This window comes from Kitasatospora sp. NPDC048545 (assembly GCF_040651155.1).
Taxonomy (GTDB): domain Bacteria; phylum Actinomycetota; class Actinomycetes; order Streptomycetales; family Streptomycetaceae; genus Kitasatospora.
The window spans coordinates 67,086-84,555 of record NZ_JBEZIQ010000030.1 but is presented as its reverse complement, the minus strand read 5'-3'; the positions used below and the strand labels follow the sequence as shown (position 1 = coordinate 84,555).

General features: G+C 74.7%; 11 protein-coding genes and 1 pseudogene. 4 read left to right on the top strand and 8 right to left on the bottom strand.

Annotated features, from left to right (window positions below):
• Positions 1 to 228: 228 nt before the first annotated feature.
• Complete coding sequence (typA, locus tag AB0D10_RS26660) at positions 229 to 2,133, bottom strand: translational GTPase TypA (RefSeq protein ID WP_360260978.1); 1,905 nt, start codon at positions 2,131 to 2,133, stop codon at positions 229 to 231.
• A gap of 256 nt (positions 2,134 to 2,389) precedes the next feature.
• Between typA and AB0D10_RS26655 the strand changes: the two genes are divergently transcribed.
• A complete protein-coding gene (locus AB0D10_RS26655) occupies positions 2,390 to 3,538 on the top strand; it encodes a hypothetical protein (protein WP_360260975.1) in 1,149 nt (382 codons plus the stop codon).
• Positions 3,535 to 4,248: an alpha/beta hydrolase gene (locus tag AB0D10_RS26650; RefSeq protein WP_360260973.1), complete on the top strand. Its 714-nt coding sequence runs from the start codon at positions 3,535 to 3,537 to the stop codon at positions 4,246 to 4,248. Before AB0D10_RS26655 ends, AB0D10_RS26650 begins: the two co-directional genes overlap by 4 nt.
• Before the next feature lie 28 nt (positions 4,249 to 4,276).
• Here AB0D10_RS26650 and AB0D10_RS26645 read toward each other — a convergent pair whose 3' ends face one another.
• The 7 genes from AB0D10_RS26645 to AB0D10_RS26615 all read right to left on the bottom strand — a co-directional run bounded on the left by AB0D10_RS26645 (position 4,277) and on the right by AB0D10_RS26615 (position 15,404).
• Positions 4,277 to 6,076 (bottom strand): ABC transporter family substrate-binding protein, encoded by a 1,800-nt coding sequence (locus AB0D10_RS26645; protein ID WP_360260971.1) that lies wholly within the window; start codon positions 6,074 to 6,076, stop codon positions 4,277 to 4,279.
• 140 nt (positions 6,077 to 6,216) lie between these two features.
• Positions 6,217 to 8,649, bottom strand: a complete 2,433-nt coding sequence (locus AB0D10_RS26640; RefSeq protein WP_360261064.1) for a SpoIIE family protein phosphatase — start codon at positions 8,647 to 8,649, stop codon at positions 6,217 to 6,219.
• Between the two features lie 417 nt (positions 8,650 to 9,066).
• The gene (locus AB0D10_RS26635; RefSeq protein WP_360260969.1) at positions 9,067 to 11,808 is read right to left on the bottom strand and encodes a SpoIIE family protein phosphatase; all 2,742 of its coding nucleotides are present in this window, start codon (positions 11,806 to 11,808) and stop codon (positions 9,067 to 9,069) included.
• Between the two features lie 140 nt (positions 11,809 to 11,948).
• Entirely contained in the window at positions 11,949 to 12,425 is a 477-nt protein-coding gene (locus tag AB0D10_RS26630; RefSeq protein WP_360260966.1) for an NUDIX domain-containing protein, read from the bottom strand.
• An 18-nt stretch (positions 12,426 to 12,443) separates the two neighbouring features.
• Positions 12,444 to 12,683, bottom strand: a complete 240-nt coding sequence (locus tag AB0D10_RS26625) for a hypothetical protein (protein ID WP_360260963.1) — start codon at positions 12,681 to 12,683, stop codon at positions 12,444 to 12,446.
• 205 nt (positions 12,684 to 12,888) lie between these two features.
• Positions 12,889 to 14,283, bottom strand: coding sequence for a DUF4190 domain-containing protein (locus AB0D10_RS26620; RefSeq protein WP_360260961.1), 1,395 nt, complete (start codon positions 14,281 to 14,283; stop codon positions 12,889 to 12,891).
• 302 nt (positions 14,284 to 14,585) lie between these two features.
• On the bottom strand, positions 14,586 to 15,404 hold the full coding sequence (locus tag AB0D10_RS26615) for a methyltransferase domain-containing protein (protein ID WP_360260959.1): 819 nt from the start codon (positions 15,402 to 15,404) through the stop codon (positions 14,586 to 14,588).
• Between the two features lie 164 nt (positions 15,405 to 15,568).
• Between AB0D10_RS26615 and AB0D10_RS26610 the strand changes: the two are divergent.
• Positions 15,569 to 16,710 (top strand): annotated as a pseudogene (locus AB0D10_RS26610) (dihydrofolate reductase family protein).
• A 55-nt stretch (positions 16,711 to 16,765) separates the two neighbouring features.
• A complete protein-coding gene (locus tag AB0D10_RS26605) occupies positions 16,766 to 17,428 on the top strand; it encodes an HAD-IA family hydrolase (protein ID WP_360260957.1) in 663 nt (220 codons plus the stop codon).
• The last annotated feature ends 42 nt before the right edge of the window (positions 17,429 to 17,470 follow it).

Below are 17,470 nucleotides of genomic sequence, written 5' to 3'. Positions count from 1 at the left end.
CGGTAAGTTTCGAAAACCGGACATTTGAGACATAGCCAGACAGGTACCAAACGGACAGTCGTCATGCATGACGAACCGTGGTGTCCGCTCAGCGGACACCCGGGTGTGATGAGCGCTATTCCGTTAATAGCGGCCCCGACAACTTGGAGTAGTTGAAAAAGTTCGCCCCCCTCTCCAATGGAAAGGGGGGCGAATCATTCCGGCCAATGGCCGTTCAGTGCGTCCGGATCACGCCTTCTTGGCGCGCGAGGCAGTGCGTCCGCGGTCCTTCTGGTCCAGGACGACCTTACGGATGCGAACCGTCTCCGGGGTCACCTCGATGCACTCGTCCTCGCGGCAGAACTCCAGCGACTGCTCCAGGGAGAGCTTGCGCGGCGGGACGATCGACTCGGCCACGTCAGCGTTCGAGGAACGCATGTTGGTGAGCTTCTTCTCCTTGGTGATGTTCACGTCCATGTCGTCGGCGCGCGAGTTCTCGCCGACGATCATGCCCTCGTACACCTCGGTGCCCGGCTCGCAGAAGAGCACGCCGCGCTCCTGCAGGTTGGTCATCGCGAAGGCGGTCACCACACCGGCGCGGTCGGCGACCAGCGAGCCGTTGTTGCGGGTGGTCAGCTGGCCGAACCACGGCTCGTGGCCCTCGTGGATCGAGTGCGCGATCCCGGTGCCACGGGTGTTGGTCAGGAACTCGGTGCGGAAGCCGATCAGGCCGCGGGACGGCACGACGAACTCCATCCGGACCCAGCCCGAGCCGTGGTTGGACATGTTGTCCATCCGGCCCTTGCGGATGCCCATGAGCTGCGTCACGGCGCCCATGTGCTCCTCCGGCACGTCCACGGTCAGTCGCTCGACCGGCTCGTGGGTCTTGCCGTTGACCTCCTTGGTGACCACCTGCGGCTTGCCGACGGTCAGCTCGAAGCCCTCGCGGCGCATGGTCTCGATCAGGATGGCCAGCGCCAGCTCACCGCGGCCCTGCACCTCCCAGGCGTCCGGGCGCTCGGTGTCCAGGACGCGCAGCGAGACGTTACCGATCAGCTCGCGGTCCAGGCGGTCCTTCACCTGGCGGGCGGTGACCTTGCGGTCGACCTTGGCGCCGGACTTCGCGTCCGCGCCCTTGCCGCTGCCGCCACGGCCGACCAGCGGCGAGGTGTTGGTGCCGATGGTCATCGAGATGGCCGGCTCGTCCACCGTGATCAGCGGCAGCGCGATCGGGTTCTCCGGGTCGGCGAGGGTCTCGCCGATCATGATCTCGGAGATGCCGGCGACGGCGCAGATGTCACCCGGGCCCGCCACCTCGGCCGGCTTGCGGGTGAGCGCCTCGGTCATCAGCAGCTCGGAGATGCGGACGTTCGAGATGGAGCCGTCGCGCTTGATCCAGGCCACGGTCTGGCCCTTGCGCAGCTCGCCCTGCTCGACGCGCAGCAGCGCGATGCGGCCGAGGAAGTTGTCGGCGTCCAGGTTGGTGACGTGGGCCTGGAGCGGCGCGTCCGCGTCGTAGCTCGGGGCCGGGACGTGCTCCAGCAGGGTGGAGAAGAACGGCTCCAGGCTGGTGCTGTCGGCCGGGACGGTGCCGTTCTCCGGCTTGGTCAGCGAGGCGACGCCGTCACGGGCACAGGCGTAGACGATCGGGAACTCGATCTGGTCCTCGTCCGCGTCCAGGTCCAGGAACAGGTCGTAGGTCTCGTTGATGACCTCGTCGATCCGGGAGTCCGGGCGGTCCGTCTTGTTGATGCAGAGGATAACGGGCAGCCGCGCGGTGAGCGCCTTGCGCAGCACGAAGCGGGTCTGCGGCAGCGGGCCCTCGGAGGCGTCGACCAGCAGGACGACCGCGTCGACCATCGACAGACCGCGCTCGACCTCGCCACCGAAGTCGGCGTGGCCCGGGGTGTCGATGATGTTGATGGTGATCGGCGCGCCACCATCCTTCGGGTGGTACTTGACCGCCGTGTTCTTCGCGAGAATGGTGATGCCCTTCTCGCGCTCCAGGTCGTTCGAGTCCATCATGCGGTCGTCGAGCTGCTGGTGGGCGGCGAAGGCGCCGGCCTGCTTCAGCATGGCGTCGACCAGCGTGGTCTTGCCGTGGTCGACGTGGGCGACGATGGCGACGTTACGGATGTCGTTGCGCGTGGGCATGCCTTGCTGATTCTCCCGGAATCGTGGGTTGCGGCGCCCGGCTGCGTGACGCGCACTTGCGATCCCTGTCGATCGCCGCCGCCCGTTCCGCCTGCTACTACCGGTCCACCCGCCGGGCAATGGACATGCCTCGGCTTCCTCCTATCGTACGGGGAAGGGCCCAGGTGGGCGGAAACGAGCAGGTCGGGCGGGATCAAGATCACAGGTGGGTCACACGCTCTTCACCCGAAGTTCCGGCTCCGTCAGGCTTCGCCCCGTGATCGAAAGGCTCCAGGCCCGGCTGAGCCGGCCCCTCCACGTCGCCGGCGCCCTCGCCCTGCTCTGGGCGCTCCTGCACGGGCTCCCGGTACCGACCGCCGTCGGCTGCGTGCTCGGCTTCCTGATCGGCCGGGACCCGCTGACCGACCTCTGGTTCCTGCTGACCCACCGGCTCACCGGGGTCCGGCTGCTCGGTGTCACGTACGGCCGGGGGCGCGGGCTGTGGTGCGGCACGGTCTCCGGGGTGCCGGTCGACGTACGGCTGTGGCCGACGAGCAGTGTGACCCTCCCGTGGGCGCTGCTACCCTCCCGCGCGCCACGCCTGCGCCTGTGGCTCGGTTCGACCGGAATGGTCCTCCTCCACGCCGGTTCGGGGTTCTGGCTGACGACGTCCGCCACCGCCCTCGCCCGGGGCACCGGGTTCGGCCTGCTGTTCTCCTTCGCGCTCTTCGCGCTGACCAGGGGAAGGTCACTGATCTGGTCCCTCTGGCCCGTCTTCGTCCTGCCCTTCGTCGGTTCCGAAGCCCTGGTTCACGAGCTCTGGACGCCGCACGGCTTCGAAGCCGAACGACTCCTGCTCCAGGGCCGGATCCCTGAGGCGCGCACCAAGCTGGAAGAGGCCCCCCTCGCCCCGCGCGAAGCGGTCACCGCTGCCGCGACGGCCCTGGCCCAGGGCCGCTACCGGGCCGCCGAGGAACTCGCCCGGGCGGCGGTGGACCACGACTGGGACAACGGCACGGCGCACAGCCTGCTCGGGCTGGCCGTCGTCGGCCTCGTCGACCGCGGGGAGCTCTCCCCCGAACGGGGAGCGGCACGGCTTGCCCCGGCCCTCGCCGCGTTCGGCCAGGACGACCGCGCCGTTCTGCGGGGCGTCCTCCCGGCGGCCGACCTCGCCCGTCTGACGAACGACCCCGAAGCCGCCGTGCGCGCCGCCCGCCGCCTGCGCTCCGGCTTCCGCTTCAGCCTCTGGCCGGCCCTGGCCGGCTGCTCCCTCGCCGCCGCCCTCATCGCGGCCGGCCGCCCCGAGGAAGCCCGGAAGGCACTCGCCCGGGCCCGGCGGGATTGCCCCGAGCTGGCCCGGATCGCCGACGTGGAACGCTTGCTGCAGCCCGAGCCGAAGCCCGTGCCCGAGGAGGCCGCCCGATGAGTGTCCCGATCGTCCTGGTGCACGGCACCCGGCTGAGCGCCGCGCAGTGGAGCCCGCAACTGCCCGGCCTGCGCGGGGAGTTCCCGGTCGTGGCCGTCGACCTGCCCGGCCACGGTGCCCGGCGCGGTGAGCCGTGGAGCCTGACCGCCGCCTGCGCGGCCGTGGCGGACGGGGTGGACGGGCTGGGCGGCGGCCCCGCCCTGGTCGTCGGGCACTCGCTGGGCGGGTACGTCGCGCTGGAGTTCGCCCTGCGCGCGCCCGAGCGCCTGCGCGGGCTGGTCCTGGCGGGCGCGAGCGCCGACACCCGGGGGCCCTGGGCGCTCCCCTACCGGGCGGTCGGTGCGCTGGTGCCGCGGCTCCCGGCGCACCGGCTGGCCCGCTGGAACGACCGGCTGCTGCGTCGGCTGTACCCGCCGGCGGTGGTGGCGGAGACGATCCGCGCCGGGTACGGCTTCGAGACCCTGCCGGCCGCCTGGGCCTCGGTGCTGGGCCGCTTCGAGCCGGGTGCGCTGCGCCGGGTCGAGGCCCCGGTGCTGATCCTGAACGGGGAGAAGGACCCGGCGTTCCGCTCCGGCGAGCGTGCCTTCGCGGCCGCCCACCCGCACGGCCGGGCCCGGATCGAGCTGATCCCCCGGGCCCGGCACCTGGCGAACTTCGACGACCCCGCGGCCTTCACGGACGCCCTGCGCCGCTTCGCCCGGGAGCTGTAGGCGCCGGCCGCCGGCGGAAGGCCCGGACTCAGGACGCCCCGACCCACCCCAGGTCCTGGAAGCGCGGCCAGCCGAAGCCGAACGCTCCCGCGCCCGCGACGTCCGTCCGGACGCCGACCAGCTCGGGGCGCTGGTAGAGCGGCACCGAGTGCCCGAGCTGCCAGATCCGGGCGTCGGCCTCCTGGAGCAGGTCCAGCCGGGCCGCGGGGTCCGGTTCGGCGCAGGCCCGGTCGAACAGCCGGTCGATCTCCTCGGTGCCGCTGCGGCCGTAGTTGGTACCGGCGACGAGCGCGCCGTCGGCGTCGGGCCGGGGCTTGGCGTATGCGGGGCGCTGTTCGCTCGCCGGGCTGGGGCCGGCCGGCCAGGAGAAGAGCGCGAGGTCGTAGTCCCCGGTGGCCAGGTGGTCCCGGACGAAGGTCTCGGCGGGCGCGGTCACCGGCTTCAGCGCGATCCCGTTCTCCGCAAGGTCGGCGGTGAGCGCGTCGGCGGTGCGCTTGGCGGTCGCCGACCCGGCCGGGACGAGCAGGGTGAGGGCGAGCTCCTTCCCGCCCTTGGTCCGGGTGCCCCGGCCGCCGGGTCGTTTCCAGCCCGCCCCGTCCAGCAGCCGGACCGCGTCCGCCGGGCCGGCCGCCGCGCTGTTGTCCCGGTAGCCCTCCTGATCCCCGGCGAGGAGGTGGTTGCCGAGCGGCGCGCCGGGCAGGCCGAGCGGGGCGAGCGCGGCCTCGGCGATCCTGCGTCGGTCGACGGCCCGGCCGAGGGCGCGCCGTACGGCCGGGTCGGTGAGCGGGCCTCGGGCTGCGTTGACGGTGAGCTGGGTGAGCGAGGCGGCGGCCGCCCGGTGCACGGTGACGCCGGGCAGCGACTCGGCCCGACGCAGCGCCAGAGCCGACGCCTCGGGCGCGGCCGCGGGCGGCGCGGCGGGCGGCGGCGCGCCCGGGGTGGCCGCCGTGGGCGCCGGTGCCGCCCGGTCCACCGCCGCGGTGATCGGGGCGATGTCCAGCCGGTCCTGGTCGAGCGCGTCCAGTCGCTGCTCGGGCGGCACGGCGATGAAGTCGATCCGGTCGGCCTTCGGCACGTCGCCCCACCAGAGCGGGTTGCGCGTCAGGGTGACCCGTCCGCCCTCGGCGTCGTAGCGGGCGAGGGTGTACGGCCCGGCGCTCGGGCGGCCGCCGGTCAGCGCCCGGTCGAAGGTGGTCGGCGTGCCCGTCTCGGCCGCCGGGTAGAGCGGCCCGAACAGCGAGCGCCACTCGGCGTACGGCCGTCGGAAGGTGACCCGCACCTCGTGCGGGTCGGCACCCTGGGCGACCGAGTCGACGGCGTCGTACCCGGCCGGGTGCCCGCCCCGGTAGGCCGGGTCCAGCCCGGAGAGGGCGGCCCGCTGGGCGGCGAGGTCCGCGGCCGACAGCGGGGTGCCGTCGGTCCAGACGGCGTGCGGGTTGAGCCGGTAGGTGACCACCTGCGGCTGCTCGCCGGGCGGGGTGGACTCGGCGCCTGCCAGGTAGTCGGGGTCGGGCACGAGCCGGCCGTGGTCGTCGGGCCGGAACAGTGAGGGGTACAGCGCGTGGGCGAGCAGCGCCGAGTCGGCGGTCGCCGCGCCCTGGTAGACGTTCAGCGTGGCCGGGACGCCGTCCACCGCCCAGCGCAGTGTGCCGCCGTCCCGGACGGCGGTGCGGTCGGCGGGCCGGACGTCCCCGGTGGCCGTGGTGGGCTCGGCCGAGACGGGTACGGGGGCCGGGGTGTGGGCGGGGGCGGGATCGTCGGAACAGCCACCGAGGCCGGCGGCGAGCAGCAGCGCGGCGGCTGCGGCGGTGAGCTGGCGGACGCGCATGGCGGCCATCGAACGCCGACCGCGCGGCCCGGCCCGCGTCGACACGGCAGGCCGGGGGCGACTGCACCCGTACGGAGCAAGCTGTACGGCCCGCGCCGTGCGGGCCGACCCGCAGGCCGGGCCGCCGGGCGCCCGGGCGGCTACAGCGCCAGCTCGAACCAGACGATCTTGCCCTTCGGCGTGCGCCGGCTGCCCCAGCGCTCCGCCAGCAGGCTGACCAGCTGCAGGCCGCGCCCGCCCTCGTCGGTCTCCTGGGCGCGCCGCTGGCGGGGCTGGGCGTAGCCGTCGTCCCAGACCTCGCAGACCAGGCCGCGTTCGCGCAGCAGCCGCAGCCGGATCTCGCCGCGCCCGTGCTTGAGCGCGTTGGTGACCAGCTCGCTGACCAGCAGCTCGGTGGTGTCGACCAGCTCGTCGAGTCCCCGCGCCAGCAGCCAGCTGCAGGCCAGCTCACGGGCCTTGGAGACGGAGGTGGGCTCGGGCGGCAGGAACCAGTTCCCGACGGCGTCCTCGGGGAAGGCGTGCACCTTCGCCATCAGCAGCGCGATGTCGTCCTCGCCGTGGTGCGGGTTGAGCTCGCCGAGCACGTGGTCGCAGAGGTCCTCCAGGGCCTTGCCCTCGACGGAGAGCGCCGCGCGGAAGGCCCGCAGGCCCTCGTCCAGCTGGTGCTTGCGGCTCTCCACCAGTCCGTCGGTGTAGAGGCCGAGCACGGCGCCGTCCGGGAGGTCGAACTCGACCTCCTCGAAGGGCTCGCCGCCGACGCCGAGCGGCAGGCCGGGCGGCACGTCCAGCATCCGGGCGCCCTCGCCGGGGCTGAGCAGCACGGGCGGCAGGTGGCCGGCGTTGGCGATGATGCAGCGGCGGGTGACGGCGTCGTAGACCGCGTAGACGCAGGTGGCGAGGTAGACCTCGCGGGCCTCCTCGTCGGCCGACGAGGTGAGGCGCCCGTACGGGGTGGGCGGGCCGGCCGGCACGGAGTCGTCGCCGAGGCCGCGGGCGATCTCGTCGAGGGCGGTGAGCACCTCGGCGGGGTCGAGGTCGAGCATGGCCAGGGTGCGGACGGCGGTACGCAGCTGGCCCATGGCGACGGCGGCGCGCAGGCCGCGGCCCATCACGTCGCCGATGACCAGCGCGGTGCGGTTGCCGGGCAGCGGGATGACGTCGAACCAGTCGCCGCCGACCTCGGTGTTGTTGTTGCTGGGCAGGTAGCGGCAGGCGATCTCCAGGCCGCTGGCGGCCGGGTTGCCCGGGGGCAGCAGGCTGCGCTGGAGGATCAGCGCGCGTTCGTGCTCGCGGCGGTAGAGCCGGGCGTTGTCGATACAGACGGCGGCGCGGGCGACGAGTTCCTCGGCGATCGCGACGTCGCGGGCGTCGAACGGCTCGCTGCCGATGGCGCGGGAGAGCTGCACGAGGCCGAGCACCTGGTCGCGGGCGACCAGCGGGACGATCAGGGTGGAGCGAAGCAACGGGTCGCGGCCCGGCTCGGGGACGACGCTGCGGCCGGTGCGCAGTGCCCGGGCGTGCGGGGAGCGGCGCGGGTAACAGAGGGTGCCGCCGGCCTCGGCGATGGGCAGGCCGGTGACCGAGCCGAGCACCGAGGAGGCGCCGCCGATCACGCTGGAGACGGCGACCCTGCGCAGTTCGCCGCTTCCGTCGGTGAGCACGCTGTCGCCGAGCCGGCCGGCGCTGGGGACGGTCTCGCCGGAGAGCAGCGCGGTGTACAGGTCGACGGTGGCGAGGTCGCAGAACGGCGGGACGACGACGTCCAGCAGTTCCTTGGCGGTGGTCTCCAGGTCGAGCGTGGAGCCGATGTGCGCGCTGGCCTCGTTGAGCAGGGCGAGGTTGCGGCGCACGCCGTCGGCCTCGCGCTCGGCGACGTGCCGGCTGGTGACGTCGGAGACCTGCCCGGCGACGCCCGTCGGCTGCCCGGCGGCGCCGTTGAGGCGGTACAGCGAGACGGCCCAGAGCCGGTTGCCCTCGCGGGTGGGGACGGCGCCGTGGAAGCGCAGGTCGAAGACGGGCTCGCCGGTGGCGAGGACCTTGCGCAGGGCCGCGGCGAGCCGGTCGGCCTCGGACGGCGGGAAGATGTCGTGCGGGGTGAGGCCCTCCAGGTCGGTGGGGACCAGGCCCATGCCGGAGGCGAAGGCGTCGTTGACCCGCTGCAGGCGCAGCCGGTCGTCGAACAGCACGAAGCCGGTGGGGGTCTGCCCGAAGACGGCCTCGGAGGCGGCCAGGTCGGTCTCGATCCGGCGCAGCCGCCCGAGGTCGACGGCCAGGCAGGTGGCACCCGCGGTGGGCAGGGCGCTGTCGGGCATCAGGTAGAGCTCGGCGAGGCCCTCGCCGCCGTCGGCGTCCCGGTAGGGGGTGGTGCCGACCCACTCCTCGCCGGCCAGCGTGCGCTCCAGCCGGGCGCGGCCGCGCTGCCAGAGCTCGCGGGGGACGAAGGTGCTGATCGGGTCGGCGCCGACGGCCTCGGCGGCCGGGACGCCGAAGAACTCGGCGGCGCGTTCGCTCCACTGGCTGATCCGCCCGTCCGGGCCGATCGCGAAGGTCGCGACCCGGATGTAGTCGTAGATCGAGCCAGGGTCGCCGACGCCCCACGGTTGGGCCTCGGCGACGGGGTGGGCGCCGCGGCTCGCGGTGTCGCCGCCCGGCGGGGACGCCGGTACTGGCAGGTGCAGCGAGCCGGCCTGCCCGGGCACAGCGGCATGACCGCTGCTGCTCGGCGCGTTCCGCGCCGGTGTGCTGTTCAACGGACCGACCCCTCCAACCCGCGACCGTCCGGATGTCGAGAAGACCGAGTATTCATCATCGAGGGGTACGTTCACACGCCCTCAACATCACAACATCAGATCGGGCGAAGGTTTTTGTCCTACCGCCCGCGCAACCACAATGCCACGCTCGCGCCCCCTTCCGGGGCGCGCGCTCCCCCCGGGCTCCCGATGGCATATGCGGCACGGCTCTCCTGGCGTTCATTCCGGTGTTCGATCGAGTCACGACTCGTCGGGCTCATTACCCGACAGCGCCTGCTCGAACCAGACCACCTTGCCGATCCCCTCCGCCCTGGCGCCCCAGCGCAGCGCCAGCCGGCGGACCAGCTCCAGGCCCCGGCCGCCCTCGTCGGCCTCGGCCGCGTGCCGCTCCCGGGGCGGGTCGGGCAGCGGGTCGGAGATCTCGACCAGCAGCGTCTCGCCGAGCGTCAGCCGTACCCCGATGGGGGCGCTGGCATACCGGACGGCGTTCGTGACCAGCTCGCTCACCAGCAGCTCCGCGGTGTCGGTGAGTGCCTCCACGCCCCATTCGGCGAGCGTGGAGCGGACCAGCCGGCGGGCCCGGGAGACGGCGGTCGGCTCGGCCGGCAGGGTCCAGCCCGCCGTCGGGGTGCCCGCCTGGCCGTGCCCCAGCCGGGCCAGCAGCAGCGCGACGTCGTCCGGCTCGCGGCCCTGCTCCATGGTGTCGAGCACCGCCTCGCAGGCGGCCTGGATGGAGGCGTACGGCTCCTGGAGCACGGTGAGCAGCCGGCCGAGGCCGACGTCCAGGTCCTTGTCCCGGGACTCCACCAGGCCGTCGGTGCAGAGCGCGAGCAGACTGCCCTCGGGGATCTTCAGTTCGACCGATTCGAACGGGACCCCGCCCACGCCCAGCGGCGCCCCGGAGGGCAGGTCGAGGATCCGGCCGGCGCCGCCGGGCAGCGGGCCGCCGGTGCGGGTCGGTTCCCCGGCGTCCTGGCCCGGCACCACCAGCACGGGCGGGATGTGCCCGGCCTTGGCGACGGTCAGCCGGGCCGTCGCCGGGTCGAAGACCGCGTAGATGCAGGTGGCGAGCAGGGCCTCGTCCGGGCCTTGGGCGAGGTCGTCGGCCAGTTCGTGGACGTGCCGCAGCAGGACGTCCGGCGGCAGGTCGAGGGCGGCCAGCACCCGGACGGCGGTGCGCAGCCGGCCCATCGTGGCGGCGGCCCGCAGGCCGTGGCCCATCACGTCGCCGACCACCAGCGCGGTGCGGTCGCCGGGCAGCGGGATGACGTCGAACCAGTCGCCGCCGACCTCGGTGCCGCTGCTTCCGGGCACGTACCGGTAGGCGACCTCGACGCCGGTGGGCTGCGGTACCTGCTGCGGGAGCAGGGTGCGCTGGAGGGTGAGCGCGGCGGTGCGTTCGCGGGCGTAGAGGCGGGCGTTGTCCAGCGAGCTGCCGGCCCGGTCGGCGAGTTCGACGGTGAAGGCCAGGTCGTCCCGGTCGAAGCCCTCGCGGTAGCCGGCCCGGCTGACCAGCAGCAGGCCGATCACGATGCCGCGGGCGCGCAGCGGGACGACCAGCATCGAGTGCACGCCGAGGTCTCGGCCGGCCTGCATCTTCGGGTCGCCGGGGTAGGTGACGTCGTCCAGCTGGTCGGCGCCGGAGAGCAGTTCGGGCACGCCGGTGCGCAGCACCCGGCCGCAGGCGGAGTCCTCGGCGAAGGTGATCCGGGCACCGCGGCGCAGCATCACGTCGACCTCGGGGCCGTCCTGGACGGACGCGGTGCCGAGCTGGAGCAGCGAGGTGCGCCGGTCGTGCCCGTGCCGGGGCAGGTCGTCACCGTGCGCGACGGCCTGGAGCAGGATCACCGCCGAGTGGTCAGTGAGCCGGGGGACCACCGAGCTGGCCAGCTCCTGGGCGATCCGGGAGGCATCCAGCAGGTCACCGACCCGGGAGCCGAACTCGTTGAGCAGTGAGAGCCGGCGCCGGGCGTGCTCGACCTTGGCGACCGCCCGGTAACGCTCGGTCACGTCCATCACGGTGCCGGAGATGCCGAGCACCCGGCCGGAGCGGTCGGTCATCCGGCTGTAGGAGATCGAGCGGTAGCCGGCCCGGGTGGTGACCGGGGAGGCCAGGGTCACGTCGATGACCGGATCGCCGGTGGCCAGCACCTGGCGCTGGATGGCGGTGATCTCGTCGGCGGCCCGCTCGGGCAGGGTCTCGCCGGTGGTGCGGCCGACGTGGTCCTCCAGGACGACGCCGTTCATCTCGGCGAGGGTCTGGTTGACGGCGGTGTAGCGCAGGTCGGTATCCAGGATGGCGATGCCCAGCGGGGACTGCTCGAACAGCGCGTCACGCACCGCGAGATCGCGCTCGACGGCCCGGACGGCGGCCGACTCCGCCATGCTGACTTGCAGGAACGGGGTGCCGTCGCCGTCCACCAGCAGGGAGATCCGGACCTCCACGGCGACCGGCGCGCCCGCGCGGTCGCGTAGCTCCGCGTAGCCGGCCCAGCGGCCCTGGCGCAGGGTGTCCTGGATCGCGGTCCGGATCCGGACGACCTGCTCCTGGTCAGGGATCAGCTCGTCGATCCGGCGGCCGACCAGCAACTCGTTCGGCCAGCCGAGCAGTTCCTCGGCTGCGGGGCTCCAGAGCACCACCCGGCCCGCGGTGTCGAGGATCGCGATGGCGACCTTGAGCATGTCGAGCAGGCCGCCCTCGGACGGAGCGCCGGGGCCCCTCGGGGGTTCGCCGGGACCGCCGGGGAACGGCCGGCCGGGGCGGCTGCGCAGCCCGGATCGGTCACCGGGTTCGGGGAGGGCCAGGGTCGGCGCCGGCCGGGCGGGCCGCTCGACGTCGGGGGCGGCGACGGCGCCGCGACGGCGGCCGGCCGACGGCGGGGGCACGGCCGGGCGGGCGGCGCGACGCAGTCGGGCGCGGGCGGCGGCGCTGCCTGCGGTTCCTGCCCGCCGCTCTCCCCCGCCGTTCCCGGTACTCGACACCGACGGGGCCTCCGGCTCTGGTCGGGATCGGCGTCGCCGACTGGGAGCGGCTCACCGATGGTGACGAATACTACCGAAAAGTGACATACCCCAGCAGAACCCAGGCTATCCCGGCCGCTGGTTCGTCTTGTCCGATTGACCTACCCGGCGGACTGCGCGTCGCCCGCCGCTCCCGGCCCGGTGAGCAGCCGGGCGACGTGCGGCAGCACGTCCCGGTCGTGGTCGATCCAGTCGACCGCGTCCAGCTCGGCCGGACCCAGCCAGCGCAGCGCGTCGTGGTCCTGCAGCGCGCGCGGCTCGCCGGACACCAACTCGGCGGCCCAGAACCGCAGCTCCAGGCCGGGGCGCACGGCCCACGCGCCGGGCAGCCGGGCGAGCGCCCGCGCCCGCACGCCCAGCTCCTCAAGGAGTTCGCGCTCCAGCGCCTGCGCCTCGGTCTCCCCCGGCTCGGCCTTGCCGCCGGGGAACTCCCACCGCCCGGCCACCGCCTCGGGCGCGCTGCGCCGGGCCGCCAGCACCCGGCCGTCGTGGACCAGCGCGCCGCCGACCACGATCCGGGGCTCGGCGGGGCCGTCGGCGGCCCGGTCCGTGGGGTGTGCGGCGTGCGTGGCGTCCATGGCCCCGACCCTACGGCCTCAGGCGTTCCGGATCGCGCCGTTCCCGGTCCGGTCCGCGTCCGCGGCACCGGGGGCACTGGGGGCACCGGGGATACCGGGGATACCGGGGGCTTCCACCTCTTCGACCCAGTACAGCTGCTTGTGGCCGCGGGCCTCCAGCTCGGCGGCCAGCCGCTGCGCCCCGGCGCCGTCCAGGTCCTTGGCGACCAGGAAGCGGTTGCCGTTGTCGTCCTGTCGTATCACCCGATAGGTGCCCATGGCGGGAGGGTATCCAGCGCCCGCCGGGCAGCGCGCCCCCTGGCGCCCGGCGCGGGTCCGCACCGTACGGGCGGGGAGTGCCGGACATCGTCGTGCCCCCGGCTCGCGTGGGGGTCGGGCCGGGGACACACCCGCGACGCTACGCGTCGATCGCTACCGGCAGGTACAGGCGTTGTTAACGCCTGGTAACCGCGTGCGCCCCGGCTCACACCCGCAGGTCGGGCGCCTGTTCACCGGTGGACAGGCCCAGCCCGCGCCGGATGTCCACGGTCATCGGCACCATCTTGGCCACCAGCGCCCTGGCCCGGCGGATGCCGCCCGCCGGGTCGTCGCCGGAGGCCGCGGCGTCCCAGGCGGCGGCCGCCTGGGACTGGGCCTCGACCAGCTTGGCGATCTTCGGCTGGACGTCGGCCGACCAGTTCGCCGCCGGCGCGCCCAGCACGGCGGCCTCGGTGCGGGAGGCGACGGCCATCCGGCGGGCCCAGCTCCGGTCGTCGGCCACCGCGTCGGAGTCACCCTTCTTCGGCGGGTCCAGGTAGACGTCGTTGTAGCTCCGGACCGCGTCCAGGTAGACCAGCTGAGGTGCGGTCAGGCTGCTCCGGTCGGTGCGGACCGTCCCCCGGTGCTGGTCGTCGCGATCCTCGAAGGCGCAGGTGACGTACCGTTCGCCGGCCGCCCAGTTGCTCACGGTCGGGTAGAGGTAGACGTCGTCCATGCCGTCCGGGACGGCCCACTGGTCGAGGGCGTAGTCGTCCAGCACCGTGCGGCACAGCCGGGCGGCCGACGCGCGGACCTCGCTCTCGCCCGGGTAGGGCCCGCTGCTCGCGGGGATCTTGGCAGTCCCGGCCACCTCGCCGTGATGGGCGTCGGCGCAGGCCACCCGGCGCACCCAGTACACCGTCTCGTCGCCGCCGCCGTCGGCCACCGATCCGCCTTCGGGGGAGCTGTAGCAGTCGCCCGCCTTGAGCGCCGACCAGTGGACGGAGCCCGCCGGCGCCTTCGGGGCCTGGGCGAACCGTCCGCCGCGCGGGCTGCTGAAGTCCCCCGCACCCAGCAGCAGCGAGAGCAGCAGCGTGCCGATCGTGCCGAGCACCACGCCGGCCACCGCCATGCCGAAGCCGCGCTCCCGGCGGCGGTTGATCTGGACCAGCGCCACGATGCCGAACACCAGGGCCAGCGGCGCCACCAGGACCAGGCCGGTCACCAGGGAGCCGACCGCGAAGCCGTTCGTGGGGGCCGGACCGACGGGCTGCGGGTACGGGTGGCCGGGCGGGAAGCCGGGCTGGAGCGCGGGGTGGGGTCCGGGCTGGAGACCGGGCTGGAGACCGGACTGGGCGGAGGGCGTGACGGAGGCCCAGCCGCCGGCGGGCAGCGGGTGCGGCGGCTGGGGCGGGGCGGCCGACGACACGGGGGCGGCCGGCGGGTGCGCGGCGGCGGGTGCGGCGGTCGGCGTCGCCATCGGCGCCGCGGAGAAGTCGGGCGCGGCCCACGGGTCGACGGGGGGCACCGGGGCGGGCGGCTGCGCGGCGGTCGCGGGCGGGGCGGTCGCCGGCGGCTGCGCGGCGATCGCGGGCCCGTCGGCCTCCTTGCGGAAGTCCACCCGGGGGTCCTGACCCGTCGCCGGAGCGGCCCCGGGCTCGCCGGTCTCCGGCCCCGCGTCCGCCTCTGCGTCCGCTCCCGCCCCCGTGCCCGTTCCGGTCCGCACGGGGGGTTCCGACCCCGGGGCGGGCAGCTCGGACTCAGGCTTGGACACGTGGACTCCCCCAACCCGCCCGGGCGGGCATCGACTCGGCGCTCGGCGCCATGGCTCGGACCCGAACGGGCCCGATGTGAACGGTCGCGCGACTTTACCCGATCTTTTCGAACGCTTGCCCGCCCCGGCCCGAGCCCCCGTCCGGCGGCTCAGCCGCGGGCCAGGACCTCGCCGTGCAGCATCGAGAACCAGCCGTCCCCGGCGGCGCTCCAGTCCCGCCATCCCGCCGCGATCCGCGCCGGCTCCTCCGGCTCCGCGTAGCCCCGGTCGACCACCGTCCGGCCCAGCGCGGTGCCGGTGACCCGGTCCGCCCACATGCCGCCCCACCAGGCGCGCTGCTCGGGCGTCGCGTACGTCCAGGTGGTGGCGCTCGCGGTGACCTCGGCGAAGCCGGCCGCGCGGGCCCAGGACAGCAGCCGTCGCCCGGCGTCCGGCTCGCCGCCGTTGGCACGGGCGGTCCGCCGGTACAGCTCCAGCCAGCGGTCCAGCTCCGGCACTTCGGGGAACCAGGTCATCGAGGCGTAGTCGACGTCCCGGGCCGCGACCACGCCGCCGGGGGCCGTCACCCGCCGCATCTCGCGCAGCGCGGCCACCGGGTCGGTCACGTGCTGCAGCACCTGGTGGGCGTGCACGACGTCGAACTCTCCGTCGCGGTAGGGCAGTCGGTGCACATCGGCGTGCTCGAAGACGACGTTCGACAGGCCGCGTCCGGCCACGTACCCGGCGGCCTGCTCCAGCACCTCGACGGAGGTGTCCACGGCCACCACCCGGCCGCTCGGGCCGACCAGCTCGGCCAGGTCCGCGGTGATCGTGCCGGGCCCGCAGCCGATGTCCAACAGGGCCTGCCCGGGCCGCAGTTCGGGCAGCAGGTAGGCGGCCGAATCGGCGGCGGTGCGGGAGCGGTGCGAGCGCAGCACGGCCTCCTGGTGGCCGTGGGTGTAGACGGCGGAGGGCTGCGGTCCGGACATGGGATCCCCCTGGGAGGTGGTCGGCTTTCCGTTCTCCTGGACTCCCGACGCTACGCGGCATCCCGCATGGCGAGAACATCCGTCTCACATTCCGAGCATCCGGCGCCCCGACCGCACCCGGTCGCCGTACCGTGGAGGCGCCCCCGACAGAACGGTCCCCGCCCATGCCCGGCCAGCGCCCCTTCGTCCTGCTGAGCGCCGCCGTGTCGCTCGACGGCCACCTCGACGACGCCTCCCCCGACCGGCTGCTGCTCTCCGACGCCGCGGACTTCGACCGGGTGGACGAGGAGCGCGCCGCCGCCGACGCGATCCTGGTCGGCGGCAACACCCTGCGCGCCGACAACCCGCGCCTGCTGGTCAACGACCCCGGACGCCGGGCCGCCCGGCAGGCGGCCGGCCGGCCCGAGCACCCGCTGAAGGTGACGCTCAGCGCGAGCGGGGACCTCTCCGCCGACCTGCGGTTCTGGCACACCGGCGGCGAGAAGCTCGCCTACACCACGGACGCCGGGGCGGCCGCGCTGCGCCCCCGGCTGGACGGACTGGCCGAGGTGGTCGCGCTCGGCGGCGCCGTGGACCTCGGCGCGGTGCTGGACGACCTGGGCGCGCGCGGGGTGCGCCGGCTGATGGTCGAGGGCGGCGGGGGCGTGCACACCCAGTTCCTGGCGCAGGGCCTCGCGGACGAACTGCAGCTGGCCGTCGCCCCGCTGCTGGTCGGTCAGGCCGAGGCACCCCGGTTCGTCCGCCCCGCGGCGTTCCCGGGCGGCCCGGCCCGGCGGATGCGGCTGCTCGGGGCACGTACCGTGGGCGATCTCGTCCTGCTCAGGTACGCCCCGAAGGAGCCCGCACCGTGAACCGCCCCGCGACCACCGACCTCGACCACCTGCGCCGGGCCGTCGAGCTCTCCCGCCTGTGCCCGCCGTCCGAGACGGCCTTCTCGGTCGGCGCGGTGGTCGTCGGCGCCGACGGCCGGGTGCTGGCGGAGGGCTACAGCCGGGAGGCGGACGCGCACGACCACGCCGAGGAGGCGGCCCTGGCCAAGCTCCCGGCCGGCGACCCCCGGCTGCGCGGGGCGACCGTCTACAGCTCGCTGGAGCCCTGCGGACAGCGTGCCTCGCGGCCGGTGCCGTGCGCCCGGCTGCTCATCGCGGCGGGCGTGCCGCGGGTGGTGGTCGCCTGGCGCGAGCCGGACCTGTTCGTCGCCGACTGCCAGGGCACCGCCCTGCTGGAGGCAGCCGGGGTCGAGGTGGTGGAGCTGCCGGAGCTGGCCGAGGAGGCCCGCGCGGTCAACGCCCACCTGCTGGGCTAATCTTTTGTATCATCGAGGAACAAATAGCACCGCCCCGTTCCCCGAGGAGCCCCCCATGCCCGCCGCCCCCGTCCGGCTGACCACCCGTGCCCTCCTGCTGGACATGGACGGCACCCTGGTCGACTCCGACGCCGTCGTCGAACGCTGCTGGGGCCGCTGGGCCGAGCGGCACGGCCTCGACCCGGCCGAGGTGCTCGCCGTCGCCCACGGCCGCCAGGGCCACGCCACCATGGCCGTCCTGCTGCCCGACCGTCCGGTCGAGGTCAACCTCGCCGACAACGCGCGGATGCTCGACGAGGAGCGCGCCGACACCGAGGGCGTCATCCCGGTCCCCGGCGCCGCGGCCTTCCTCGCCTCGCTGGCCGGCCACCCGCACGCCCTGGTCACCTCCGCCGACGAGCCCCTCGCCCGGGTCCGGATGGACGCCGCCGCACTGCCGCTGCCGCCCGTCCTGGTCACCGCCGAGTCCGTCGGCGCCGGCAAGCCGGACCCGGAGGGCTTCCTCAAGGGCGCCGCCGCCGTCGGCTTCACCCCCGCCGACTGCCTCGCCTTCGAGGACTCCGGCGCCGGCATCGCGGCCGCGAAGGCGGCCGGCCTCCGCGTCGTCGGCATCGGCCCCCGCGCCACCGCCCACCACCCGGACGCCCACGCCGACGACCTCACCGCCGTCACCGTCACGGCCACCCCCGACGGCCTCCTCACCGTCACCGTCGGCTGACCCACCGCGAACGTCGGACCGCCCGGTCCCCGTACGCGCACG